Below are 12,139 nucleotides of genomic sequence, written 5' to 3' on the forward strand. Positions count from 1 at the left end.
GAGGGGCGGGCGTGTCGTCGGGTTCCGCTCTGTAACATGGCCCGCGACAAGGCGTTACACGCATGGTGACCGGCTGGGAGATGATCGTTCGGTGTTCCTGCTGCGATTGATCATCCCGGACCGTCCCGGTTCGCTCGGCACCGTCGCGACGGCGCTCGGTGAAGTGCAAGCCGACATCCACGCGATCGAGATCGTCGAGCACCGGCGTGAGAACGGCACCGCCGTCGACGACATCGTGGTCGACCTGCCACCCGGTGTGCTCCCGGACCGCCTCGTGTCCGCCTGCAACGGCGTACCGGACGTCGAAGTCATCTGGTTCTCCCGGTACGGCGCCGGCGGCGGACTGCACATGGACCTCGAGGCCGTCGAGCAGATGACGTCTGCGCCCGCGGACGCGGTCGACATCCTGGTCGAGCAGGCGCCGGCCGTGCTGCACGCCGACTGGGCCGCGCTGCTGGACGGCACCGGCGCCGAGGTGAAGGTCGCGCTGGAGACGAGCGCGACGCCGGACTTCGGCGAGCTGGTCGGTCAATGGCTGCCGCTGGAGAAGGCGTCGACGCTGGAGGCGCTGGACCACAAGGGCCTGGCCGAGTCGGTTCTGGTCGCCGCGCCGCTCGAATCGAACCGCCGCATCCTCGTGATCGGCCGCCGTGGCGGTCCCGAGTTCCTCGGCTCCGAGGTGGCCCGGCTGAGCTACCTGGCGTCGCTGGCCGTGACCATCCGCGCCAACGCCTGACCGACGTACGCCACACACACAGAAGCCTCCCGCTCCGAGAGCGGGAGGCTTCTGGTGTCTTCTAGCTGAACTGGAAGTACGCGAAGGTCCAGAGAGCGGCGACGAGCAGGAGTACGACGACGCCGGCGAGCGCGACGATCCAGATCGACTGGCTGTTGCTGCCGTCGCGATCCGGGAGGTCGAACTGCGTCGGCCCCCACGGGCCGCCGCCGTCGACGCGCTGAGCCGCCTCGGGCGGTGGCGTGACCACCGTCCGTGACTCCCGCTTCTCCCGGGGCAGCTTCAGCTTCAGCTTCATCCGCAGCTCCTTGGAAACCATGACTCCTCAGACGTAGAACGTCTCGTAGCTGATCGAGATCCGCTGCGAGGCGTAGCTGTCGTCGGTCCTGCCCTGGATCTCGACCCGCCAGCCGGCGACATAAGCAGCGTACGACTTCCCGTCACTGTGCGCCTTGACGTAGGCCTTCAGCGCCTCGACGTCCTCGCCCTTCGCCACCGCGAACGCGTCGTTCACACCGGCCGGGAACGCCTGCTTGACGTCCGACGCTTCACCGGACGCGCTGATGTCCAGCGACGAGATGCCCTCGCCCCGGATGCCGAAGGCGTAGATCCGTTGCGAGCCGTACTTGCCGATCGACTTGCTGCAGGACGAGCTCGTGCAGGTGTACTTCCGCGCCTTGAGCCCGGCGATCAGCTGGGCCTCGGTGGAGGTGAACTCCTTGCGCGGCAGGTCGAGGTTTTCCGCGCCGGACTTGCCGCCGGACAGCCGCAGGTCGTCACCGTCGTTGCGCAGCTCGAACTCGCCCCAGGTGCTGCCGACCTTCTGCTCCTTCTGGCCGGTCTTGACCGCGTCCTGGATCTTCTTGACCTCGCTCCCGCCGAACGTGTCGTTGCCGACCGCCTGCAGCGCCGCGTCGAAGGTGACCGCGGCGTTGTTGACGTTGTCCTCGTTCTGCGAGACCAGCTTGACACCGAGGATGGTGCCGTCCGGCTGGAACTGGAAGATCGCCTCGGCCTCGGTCGCGCCCTCGTACTTGAAGCAGCCGCGGTGCGCGCCCTGGCTGGTGTTGAACAGGTCGCTGCAGGAGAACCCGAGGCCCTGCAGCTTCTCGGTCGCGGTCTTGGCCTGACCGGTCGCGTTGCCGAGCTCGCCGTTGTCGCCACCGCCGGTGGTCTGTCCACCGGTCGGATTGGTCGTCGGGTCCGCCTTCGTGTCGTCACCGCCCAGCGCGCGGATGCCGAGGAAGACGAGCAGACCGATCAGCACGATGCCGACCACGCCACCGCCGATGAACAGCGGCATCTTGTCCTTACCGAGGCCACTCTTCGAGCCGGAGCCGCCCTGCTGCCATGGCTGCTGCGGGCCGCCTTGCTGCTGGTGCTGCCAGCCGCCGCCCTGCTGCGAGTGCTGCCGGTTCTGCTGGCCCCAGGACTGCTGCTCGTAGCCGCCCTGCTGCTGCGGGGAGCGCTGACCCCAACCACCTGGCTTGCTCTGACCCGGCTGTCCTTGGCCGGGCTGTCCTTGGCTGGGCTGGCCCTGACCAGGCTGACCTTGGCCGGGGCCTCCGGGCTGGCCGTGCTGCGCCGGCTGGCCGGGCTGCGGGCGTCCTGGCTGCTGGCCCCATCCGCCGCCTTGCTGAGGGGGCTGCCCTTGCTGTGGGGGTTGCTGGGGACGTTGACCCCAACCGCCACCACCTTGGGCGGGAGGCTGCTGCCCCCAGCCGCCATGGCTCCCCTGTCCCCCTTGTTGCCCGCCCGGCTGGCCCCCCGGCTGCTGCCCAGGACCCCACGGTCCCTGCGGCGGCGTCGTCATATTTGCTCCTTTGACCCACGTGTCGACGTGCAAAGCTAACAGTCCGACGGATCAGCCCACCTGACAGATCCATCCGTACGGCGACCCGCCCGGGTGATGCTGGACACCCGCACTCACCACAACCGGGGGTGAGTGGGCAGGGGGTTAGGCCTGGTCGGGGGTGGTGGCGACTTTGGCTGCTGCTTCGGAGCCTTCGGCGAGGAGGAGCTGGAAGCCTGGGGCGTCGAGGATGGGGACGCCGAGCTGGACGGCCTTGTCGTACTTGGAGCCTGGGGAGTCGCCGACGACGACGAACGACGTCTTCTTCGACACCGAGCTCGCCGCCTTGCCGCCGCGCGACACGATCGCCTCGGTGGCCTCGTCGCGGCTGAATCCCTCGACGGTCCCGGTCACGACGATGGACAAGCCGGTCAGGGTCTGCGGGACGCTCGGGCCGCTGCGTTCCTGCCGGAGCTGGACGCCGGCGGCCTTCCACTTGTCCACGATCGCCTGGTGCCAGTCGACCTCGAACCACTCGATCACCGCATGCGCGATGGTCGGCCCGACCCCCTCGATCTCGGAGAGCTCCTCCTCGCTCGCCGCCCGGATCGCCTCGATGTCGTCGTACACGGCCGCGAGTGCCTGGGCCGCGGTCGGCCCGACGTGCCGGATCGACAGCGCCACCAGACCGCGCGCGAGCGGTTGCTCCTTCGCCTGCTCGAGATTCGCCAGCAGGCGTTGCGCGTTCGCGGACAGCGACCCCGCCTTGGTGGTGAAGAACGCGCTCTGCGCCAGCGCCTCCTCGGTCAGCCCGAAGAGGTCGCCCTCGTCCGCGATCAGCCCGCCGCTGATCAACGCGTCCGCCGCCTTGAACCCGAGCACCTCGATGTCGAACGCCGACCGCCCGGCCAGGTGGAACAGCCGCTCCCGCAACTGCGCCGGGCAGGACTGCGAGTTCGGGCAGCGGATGTCGACGTCACCTTCCTTCATCGGCCGCAACGTCGTACCGCAGGACGGACATTCGGTCGGCATCACGAACTCACGCGCGTCGTCCGGCCGCAGGTCGATCACCGGCCCGAGGATCTCGGGGATGACGTCACCCGCCTTCCGCAGTACGACGGTGTCGCCGATCCAGACGCCCTTGCGCTTGACCTCCTGCGCGTTGTGCAGCGTCGCGAACTCGACCGTCGACCCGGCCACGCGCACGGGTTCCATCACGCCGTACGGCGTGACGCGGCCGGTGCGGCCGACGTTCACCTCGATGTCGAGGAGCTTGGTGGTGACCTCCTCAGGCGGGTACTTGTACGCGATCGCCCATCGCGGCGCGCTCGACGTCGAGCCGAGTGCGCGCTGCAGGTCGACCTCGTCCACCTTGACCACGACGCCGTCGATCTCGTGGTCGACCGAGTGCCGGTTCTCGCCGTAGTACGCGATGAACTCGTTCACGGCGTCGAGCGTGTCGACCTTGCGGGCGCGGTCGCTGACCGGCAGGCCCCAGGCCTTGAGCTGGTCGTACGCCTCCGACAGCCGGCCGACATGATACCCGTCGACGCGGCCCAGACCGTGTACGACGAAGCGCAGCGGGCGGCTCGCGGACACGCGTGGGTCCTTCTGCCGCAGCGATCCGGCGGCGCTGTTGCGCGGATTGGAGAACGGGTCCTTGCCGGCCTCGACCAGCTGCGCGTTGAGCTCCTCGAAGTCCTCTACCCGGAAATAGACCTCGCCGCGGACCTCCAGGAACGCCGGGAGATCGTCGCCGTCCAGCTCATTCGGGATGCTCTTGATGGTGCGGACGTTGAGCGTCACGTCCTCACCGGTCCGGCCGTCGCCGCGGGTCGCGCCGCTCACCAGGCGGCCGTTCTCGTAGACGAGGTCGAGCGCCAGACCGTCGACCTTCAGCTCGCACAGGAACCCGCTGTCGTTGATCTGCTTGACCGTGACTTCGCGCTCGAGCCGCTTGGACCAGGCCTCCATCTGCTCGGCGGAGAACGCGTTGGCGAGGCTCTCCATCCGGGTCGGATGCTGCACCGGGGTGAACAGGGTGGAGATCGGCGCGCCGACCTTCTGCGTCGGCGAGTCCGGCGTCCGGAGCTCGGCGTACTGCTCCTCGATCGCCTCCAGCTCGTGCATCAGCGCGTCGAAGTCCGCGTCGGAGATGGTCGAACTGGCCAGGTAGTACCGAACCCGGTGTTCCTCGATCTCCTTGCTCAACGCCGCATGCCGCTCCCGTACGTCGGCGGGTGCCGCAGGCTGCTCAGCAGCAGTACTTTCGGGAATCTCCGTGCTCATGGGCAAAACCTACAACCGCCCACCGACGTTTTCGGAGAAGAGCAGCCGCCTTCGGCGGCGGGGTTGGAGGCGGCCCACCGACGTTTTCGGAGAGGAAAGAGCCGCCTTCGGTGGCGGGTCGGCAGGCGCACCACCGACGTTTTAGGAGAAGAACAGCCGCCTTCGGCGGCGGGTCGCGGAGGCGCACCGCCGATGTTCTCGGCGAAGAACAGCCGCGTTCGACCGCGATATCTGGTGGGTTGCCCACTCAGATACTGGGTTACCCCCTCGAAATCTCAGTGGGCAACCCTCCATCTGAGTGGGCAACCCCTCAATCGGAACGTCTCGGAGGCCGCCTCGAAAACCACCACCACGCTTAACGGAGCGGCGGGCGGGTCAGGCGTCTGCTGCTTCGGCGACGGTTTCGGCGATGCGGCGGAGGAGGGCGAGGCGGGCTTGAGCGTCTGCCGGGGAGGGTGCGGCGGCGAGGCCGCACGCGGGCGTGATCACGACCTTCTTCAGCAGCTCCGGGTCCAGGCCCAGTTCGCGCCAGCGGCGTACCAAGGGATCGGCGGCCTGCTCCTGGTTCGGTAGTGGGCCAGTCGTGGGCACCACTCCGGCGTACAGGGCCGTGCCAGCCTCTACGGCGACGGCTACCTGCTCCCAGCCGGGCTCGTTGAGCTGAGAGAGGTCTACTGCCACTCCCACGGCTCCGGCCTTGGTGAAGGCCTCGATGGGCGGCCGCACGGCGCAGCAGTGCACAAGCGTTGGCGCCGCGGTGGTGACGAGACTCAGGAGCTCCACGGCGCCCGGCCCGTCGACAGAACGGTGCTTACCCCACCCAGACGCTGTGGGAACGGCTCCAGCGAGTACGGCGGGCAGTCCAGGCTCATCCACCTGTACGACGAGCTCCGCCCCCGGCACACGACGTCGTACCTCGGCAACATGATCACCAAGCCCCAGCGCCAGCGCCTCCGCCAGGTCGCGCCGGGCCCCGTGGTCCGCCAGCACCTTGTCACCGCGCGGCAACTCGACCGTCGCCGCCAGAGTCCACGGCCCGGTCAGCTGCAGCTTCAATGGCCCGGTGTAGCCGTCGGCTAGCTCTTCGAGCACATCCAGGTCCTCAGCCAGCAGCGACCGCGCCCGCCGCTGGTCCAAACTCGCCCGGGGGTCGCTGCCACCCGTGAGCCGCCACCCGGCCGGCTGCAGGTCCACAGCCAGCTCAGTCAGTACGGCGACCGCCCGGCTCAGCATGTCGCCGTACGGCCGAGCCGGAAGCTCCGCAAGGAACGGAATGTCGACAGCCTCGAGCAGAACCTTCGTCCACTCCCGGATATCGTCACCCGGCAGCGAACCCAGACCAGTAGTGGTCATGCGTGCTGAGCTGCTACGCGCTCGACACTGTCGATCGTCGCGGAGCCGATCACGCGCGTGCCGTCGTACAGCACCACTGCCTGCCCCGGAGCGACTGCCAGGGTCGGCTCGTCAAAGGACACCTGCACCTCGTCGCCCTCGACCCGAGCGGTGACGGCGACCTCTTCGCCATGTGCCCGCAGCTGAGCCTTGACCTGCAGTTCCGACGACGGCGCCGGGCCGCACCAGCGTGGTTTGGACGCGGTCAGGCGGGCGACCGCCAGTTCCTCGCGCGACCCGACCGTGACGGTGCGATCCACCGGGCTGATGTCGAGCACGAACCGGGGCTTGCCATCCGCCGCCGGCGTACCGATCCGCAGCCCCTTGCGCTGACCGACGGTGAACCCGTGCGTGCCCTTGTGCTCGCCGAGCTTGTTGCCCTGCGCATCGACGATGTCACCCGGCGCCTCACCCAGCTGCTTGCTGAGGAAGGCCGGAGTGTTGCCATCGGCAATGAAACAGATGTCGTGGCTGTCCGGCTTGGCGGCGACCGACAGCCCACGCCGCTCGGCCTCTTCCCGCACCTCGGTCTTCACCGTGTCGCCGAGGGGGAAGAACGCGTGCTTGAGCTGCTCCTGCGTCAGCACCCCGAGCACATACGACTGATCCTTCGCCGGATCCACCGCCCGGTGCAACTCGCGAGAGCCATCCGGCGTGTCCACGATCCGCGCGTAGTGCCCGGTCGCGACCGCGTCGAAGTCGAGCGCCAGCGCCCGCTCCAGTACGGCGCTGAACTTCACCTTCTCGTTGCAGCGCAGACACGGGTTCGGCGTCCGGCCGGCGGCGTACTCGCTGACGAAGTCCTCGACCACGTCGGCGTGGAACCGCTCGGCCAGGTCCCAGACGTAGAACGGGATGCCGATCACGTCGGCGGCGCGGCGGGCGTCGCGGGAGTCCTCGATCGTGCAGCAGCCCCGCGCGCCGCTGCGATACGACTGCGGGTTTCGGCTCAGCGCCAGGTGCACTCCGACCACGTCGTGCCCGGCCTCGGCCATCCGCGCCGCCGCGACGGCCGAGTCGACTCCGCCGGACATGGCTGCGAGTACCCGCATCAAACCTTCCTTCCCACGTTCTGCAGACCGGCGGACTTCGCCCGCTCCACCACCGGTCCGATGTTCTCCAGTACGGCGTCGATGTCGGCGCGCGTACTCGTGTGCCCGAGGGTGAACCGGAGCGACCCGCGCGCCCGCTGGTCGTCGTACCCCATGGCCAGCAGGACATGACTCGGCTCGGCGACCCCGGCGTTGCACGCGGATCCGGTGGAGACCTCGATCCCGCGCGCGTCGAGCAGCAGCAACAGCGAGTCACCCTCGCAGTCGCCGAAGGACAAGTGTGCGTTATTGGGCAAGCGGTCCGTCGGGTCACCCGACAACTGCGCGCCCTCGATCGTGTTCACGACGCCGCTGACCAGCGCGTCCCGCAACTCGGCCAGCCGCTGCGCCTCGTCCGGCTGATGCTTGATCGCGTGCTCGACCGCGACGGCGAACCCGGCGGTCGCGGGCGCGTCCAGCGTTCCCGACCGTACGTCGCGCTCCTGCCCGCCGCCGTGCAGGATCGGCGTCAGCTTCGTCTCCTTGTGGACGACGAGCGCGCCGATGCCGTAGGGCCCGCCGAGCTTGTGCGCGGACACGGTCATCGCGTCGACCCCGAGGTCCGCGAAGTCGACCGGCACCTGCCCGACCGCCTGCACGGCATCGGTGTGCACGGGGATGTCGTACTCCCTGGCGAGCCCGGCGATCTCCCGGATCGGCTGGAGCGTCCCGACCTCGTTGTTCGCCATCATCAACGTGACGAACGACACGGACCCGGGGTCCTGCTCGACAGCCCGCCGTACGTCGTCCGGCCGGACCCGCCCGAGCTCGTCGACCGGCAACCACTCGATCTCGGCCTTCTCGTGCTGCGCCAGCCACACCGCGGGATCCAGTACGGCGTGGTGTTCGATCCCGCTGAGCAGGATCCGCCGCCGCCGCGGATCCTCGGCCAGTCGAGCCCACCACAGGCCCTTCAGCGCGAGGTTGTCCGCCTCCGTACCGCCCGAGGTGAAGACCACTTCGCTGGGCTGCGCGCCGAGCGCCGCGGCGATCGTCTCCCGCGACTCCTCGACCGTACGGCGGGCAGCGCGGCCGGAGCCGTGCAGGGACGACGCATTGCCGGTCCGCGCGAGGTGATGGGTCATCGCCTCGATCGCCGCCGGCAGCATCGGAGTCGTCGCCGCGTGGTCCAGGTACACCGTGCGACGGTCGGAAGATGTCATATCGGATTCAAGGGTATGTCCGGCACCAATGTTCCCGCTCTCCCACCCGCCCCTCGGGCGTTCCGTGCTGCTTCCGTGGCGGCCACGGGTGACATTCCGTACGACGACCTCGCACTCTGGTGAGCACGATCCTTCGAAGGGAGCTGTGATGTCGCAGGAGGTACTCGACCAGCGCGCGGTCGCGGTCATCGAAGCCAACAAGTACATGACGCTGGGCACCGTCGGGGCAGACGGTCGTCCGTGGGTCACGCCGGTGTATTTCACCCCCGACGGGCATGCCGACTTCTATTGGGTGTCGTCGCCGCAGGCCGTGCACTCGGTGAACGTCGACCTGAATCCCGACGTCAGCATCGCCATTTTCGACTCCAGCGTGGCGATCGGCCAGGCGTCCGCGGTGTACCTGACCGCACAGGCGGGCGTCGTACCGGACGACGAGCTCGAGCAGCGGGCGGCGTTCTACTCGTCCCGCTACCCGGAGCTGAAGTCGTTCTCGGTCGACGAGCTCCATGCCGAGCTGCGCCTCTACCGGGCCCGGGCCACTGCGCACTGGGTCCTCGTCCGCGGCCGTGACCCGGAATTCGGCACGGGTATCGACTCCCGCAGGGCTGTGTGGTCAGAAGGCTGAGCTGCGGATGCGGGCCGGCCAGGGGTGGTCCGGGTGGAGGTGGTCGATCATGTCGGCCAGCCAGGTGCGTTGGGCGCCGGTGAGGAGGGGCAGGGCGGCGGCGAGGTCGTGCTGGTCCTTGGGGCGATTCAGGCGGGCCTTGTAGGCGAGGGCCATCTCGGGGTTCAGGTAGCGGATGCCGTCGGGCGCCGTCCAGGTGATCCCGTCGAGGGCATAGTCGAGCGTCGGATCGCGCCGGAAGACCCAGCGGCCGTCGCGGTCCGGGTTCGGTTGCAGATCGAACTCCCAGGGCGCGAGGGGCGTGCTTCCGCAACCAGATCTGGTCGGCGTCCTCCGGCTGTTCCGGGCGCTCGTCGGTCAACGGCTGGAACCGTCCGCCGGCGTTCGACCACAGGTCATAGCTGCCCTTGAGGTGGATCCGCAGCTTCTCGATATCCCGCCGCCACAGCGACACGTCGAGGTCCTCGTGCTCCCGCCGTACGCCGGTGAACGCCTCGATCGCCCACCCGCCGTTGACCCACCACTCCCCCTCGTACCCCGCCAGCACCCGCTGCGCATCGACCGGAGTCGACACCTTCCACGGCCCATACAACCGATGAAACGCCAACTCCTCCGGTTCCAGCCCCTCGTCGTACCAAACCCGCTCCTCCACCAGCTCTCCCCTCCCACCACAACAGTCACCCGACGCTAGCCCGCACGGCCCGAGACAGCTACTGGAGGCTCCGGAAGCACCTTCGGACACCTTCCCGGGACCTCGGACACCTGGCCAGATGTCCGCAGTCCCCGGTTGGTGTCCGCAGCCATACCCGTACTCCCCGGGACCGGGTGGTGGCATGGGACGGCCCGGCTCGGGAGGGGTCCGAGCCGGGCCGTGGGTGACCGGGGTGGGTGGTGGCCCGGGCGGGGGCGCCGCGCGAAGTTCGCCGACGCCCTGCAGTACGCCGGGGCGCCGGGCATGCGACGGCCCGGCTCGGGAGGGGTCCGAGTCGGGCCGTCGGTGACCGGGGAGGGTGGTGACCCGGTCGGGTGGCCGGAGGTCGAGGGGTGAACTCCGGTCGGGTTCGGCTGGGGCCCGAGGGGAAGGGCCCCAGCCGGGGGTGGTGTCAGGACTTGCGCTTGGTTACTTCTTCGGTGGCGGCGGGGAGGACCTTGTGGAGGTCGCCGACGACGCCGAAGTCGACGAGTTCGAAGATCGGGGCTTCCTCGTCCTTGTTGATGGCGACGATGGTCTTCGAGGTCTGCATGCCGGCACGGTGCTGGATGGCGCCGGAGATGCCGGCCGCGACGTACAGCTGCGGGCTGACCGTCTTGCCGGTCTGGCCGACCTGGTAGGCGTGTGGGTACCAGCCGGAGTCGACGGCCGCACGGGACGCACCAACCGCAGCGCCGAGCGAGTCCGCGAATGCCTCGACCGGGCCGAAGTCACCGCCGGTACCGCGACCACCCGACACGATGATCGCCGCCTCGGTCAGCTCCGGACGCCCGGTCGCCTCGCGTGGCTTCGACTCGGTGATGCGAGCCGTCTTGGCGAGGTCGGAGATCGATACGTCGAACTCCTCGACCTCCGGCGACGTCTCCGCGGCCTCGGGCGTTGCCGCGTTCGGCTTCACCGTGATGATCGGCGTGCCATGGGTGACCTTGGCCTGCACCGTGTAGTTGCCCGCGAACACCGACTGCGTCGTGACCGGACCACCATCACCGGCGGCCACGTCGACAGCGTCCGTGATCAGCCCGGAGTCGAGCTTGACCGCCAGCCGCGCGGCGATCTCCTTGCCCTCCGCGTTCGACGAGATCAGGATCGCCGACGGCTCGATCTTCGCCGCCACCTGCTGCAGCGCCTCCGCCTTCGGAGCCACCAGGAACTGCGTCAGCTCGGGGTTGGTGAGCGCCACGACCTTGGTCGCGCCGTACTGACCCAGAGCCGGTAGCGCATCCTGGACGCCCTCACCGATGAACACGGCGACCGGCTCACCGAGGCGGCGGGCGATGGTGAGGAGCTCGGCGGTGGTCTTGCGCACCTTCCCGGCGGTGTGGTCAACGAGAACCAGAACGTTGGACATGAACGACTCGCCCCTCAGAGGAACTTGTTGGTGGACAGGAACTCGACAAGCTGGGCAGCGCCGCTGCCGTCCTCGTCGGCGACGATCGTGCCGGCCGAACGCGGCGGCCGGGCGGTCACCTCGACGACCTCGGTCCAGGCCGACGAACCGCCGACCTGGTCGGGCGAGATCTCCAGGTCGGCCAGCGACCAGGTCTGCACCGGCTTCTTCTTCGCCGCCATGATGCCCTTGAACGACGGGTACCGCGGCTCGTTCGCCTGGTCCGAAACGCTCAGCACCAGCGGCAGCGTGCCCTCGATCGTGTCGCTCGCGGTGTCGCCGTCACGGCGGATCCGGACGGTCTGCCCGTCGACGGTCACCTCCGAGCCCAGCGTCACGGCCGGCAGCCCGAGCCGCTCCGACACCATCGCCGGGACGACACCCATCGACCCGTCGGTCGAGCCCATCCCGAACACGACCAGGTCGGCCTCGAGCTTGGCCAGCGCCTTCGACAAGATCAGCGACGTCGCCACCGCGTCCGAGCCGTGGATGGCGTCGTCGATCACGTGGACACCGGCATCGGCGCCCATCTGGAGACCCTTCTTCACCGCGTCGGCGGCCTGCTCCGGGCCGACGGTCAGCACCGTCACCTCGGCATCTCCGGCTTCCTTCACGGTCAACGCGGTCTCAACGGCATATTCGTCCAGCTCGGACAGCAACCCGTCGACACCGGCGCGGTCCACCGTGTTGTCCTCCGGGCGGAAGCGGCGGTCCGCGGTGGCATCCGGCACGAACTTCGCGCAGACGACGATCTTCATAGCGTGTGGGACCCCTTCTGGTTAACGGTCTCTCCCAAGCCTGCCACGGATGTTACTCGCGAGAAACATAAGTCGCGTGCGAGTCCCATCACAGTCCGCCGTACGGCGCGCGAACCCTGACCCTGCCTGCTTATCCGAGCGGACCGATCAGGACAAGTGGGACACGGCGTGAAGCGCAGCACGGCCTAAGCTGA

At 68.9% G+C, this 12,139-nt stretch carries 12 protein-coding genes and 1 pseudogene; 3 read left to right on the plus strand and 10 right to left on the minus strand.

Translation table 11 applies throughout. The annotated features are described in order from the left end of the window. Positions 1-91: 91 nt before the first annotated feature. On the plus strand, positions 92-736 hold the full coding sequence (locus EV646_RS27070; protein ID WP_132153419.1) for an ACT domain-containing protein: 645 nt from the start codon (positions 92-94) through the stop codon (positions 734-736). A 61-nt stretch (positions 737-797) separates the two neighbouring features. Here EV646_RS27070 and EV646_RS27075 read toward each other — a convergent pair whose 3' ends face one another. Both EV646_RS27075 and EV646_RS27080 read right to left on the minus strand, forming a co-directional pair. Next, positions 798-1,034, minus strand: a complete 237-nt coding sequence (locus EV646_RS27075) for a hypothetical protein (RefSeq protein ID WP_132153421.1) — start codon at positions 1,032-1,034, stop codon at positions 798-800. Between the two features lie 27 nt (positions 1,035-1,061). After that, entirely contained in the window at positions 1,062-2,039 is a 978-nt protein-coding gene (locus EV646_RS27080) for a hypothetical protein (protein WP_241996354.1), read from the minus strand. A 75-nt stretch (positions 2,040-2,114) separates the two neighbouring features. On the opposite strand from EV646_RS27080, the gene EV646_RS40270 reads away from it, so the two are divergent. Further along, entirely contained in the window at positions 2,115-2,588 is a 474-nt protein-coding gene (locus tag EV646_RS40270) for a hypothetical protein (protein WP_241996355.1), read from the plus strand. Positions 2,589-2,693: 105 nt separating this feature from the next. Here EV646_RS40270 and ligA read toward each other — a convergent pair whose 3' ends face one another. The 4 genes from ligA to EV646_RS27100 all read right to left on the minus strand — a co-directional run bounded on the left by ligA (position 2,694) and on the right by EV646_RS27100 (position 8,463). Beyond that, positions 2,694-4,817, minus strand: a complete 2,124-nt coding sequence (ligA, locus tag EV646_RS27085; RefSeq protein ID WP_132153425.1) for an NAD-dependent DNA ligase LigA — start codon at positions 4,815-4,817, stop codon at positions 2,694-2,696. Between the two features lie 375 nt (positions 4,818-5,192). Then, positions 5,193-6,170 (minus strand): uroporphyrinogen decarboxylase/cobalamine-independent methonine synthase family protein, encoded by a 978-nt coding sequence (locus EV646_RS27090; protein WP_132153427.1) that lies wholly within the window; start codon positions 6,168-6,170, stop codon positions 5,193-5,195. Continuing rightward, entirely contained in the window at positions 6,167-7,261 is a 1,095-nt protein-coding gene (gene mnmA / locus EV646_RS27095; protein WP_132153429.1) for a tRNA 2-thiouridine(34) synthase MnmA, read from the minus strand. The genes EV646_RS27090 and mnmA overlap by 4 nt, the downstream gene beginning before the upstream one ends. Beyond that, a complete protein-coding gene (locus EV646_RS27100) occupies positions 7,261-8,463 on the minus strand; it encodes a cysteine desulfurase family protein (protein ID WP_132153431.1) in 1,203 nt (400 codons plus the stop codon). Before EV646_RS27100 ends, mnmA begins: the two co-directional genes overlap by 1 nt. Before the next feature lie 148 nt (positions 8,464-8,611). Here EV646_RS27100 and EV646_RS27105 point away from each other — a divergent pair, with 148 nt between their 5' ends. Further along, entirely contained in the window at positions 8,612-9,088 is a 477-nt protein-coding gene (locus tag EV646_RS27105) for a pyridoxamine 5'-phosphate oxidase family protein (RefSeq protein WP_158291027.1), read from the plus strand. Here EV646_RS27105 and EV646_RS38975 read toward each other — a convergent pair. The 4 genes and pseudogenes from EV646_RS38975 to EV646_RS27115 all read right to left on the minus strand — a co-directional run bounded on the left by EV646_RS38975 (position 9,077) and on the right by EV646_RS27115 (position 11,945). Beyond that, positions 9,077-9,244, minus strand: coding sequence for a hypothetical protein (locus EV646_RS38975; protein ID WP_158291028.1), 168 nt, complete (start codon positions 9,242-9,244; stop codon positions 9,077-9,079). The two genes, EV646_RS27105 and EV646_RS38975, sit on opposite strands and share 12 nt — an antisense overlap. Positions 9,245-9,518: 274 nt before the next feature. Beyond that, a pseudogene (locus tag EV646_RS41035) lies at positions 9,519-9,923 on the minus strand (nucleotidyltransferase domain-containing protein); the annotation flags it as partial. 268 nt (positions 9,924-10,191) lie between these two features. Continuing rightward, positions 10,192-11,148 carry an electron transfer flavoprotein subunit alpha/FixB family protein gene (locus EV646_RS27110; protein WP_132153435.1) on the minus strand — a complete coding sequence of 319 codons (957 nt, stop codon included), beginning with the start codon at positions 11,146-11,148 and terminating at the stop codon, positions 10,192-10,194. A 14-nt stretch (positions 11,149-11,162) separates the two neighbouring features. Beyond that, positions 11,163-11,945 carry an electron transfer flavoprotein subunit beta/FixA family protein gene (locus tag EV646_RS27115; RefSeq protein ID WP_132153437.1) on the minus strand — a complete coding sequence of 261 codons (783 nt, stop codon included), beginning with the start codon at positions 11,943-11,945 and terminating at the stop codon, positions 11,163-11,165. Between the last annotated feature and the right edge of the window lie 194 nt (positions 11,946-12,139).

The sequence above is a fragment of the Kribbella antiqua genome, assembly GCF_004345665.1.
Lineage (GTDB): Bacteria > Actinomycetota > Actinomycetes > Propionibacteriales > Kribbellaceae > Kribbella > Kribbella antiqua.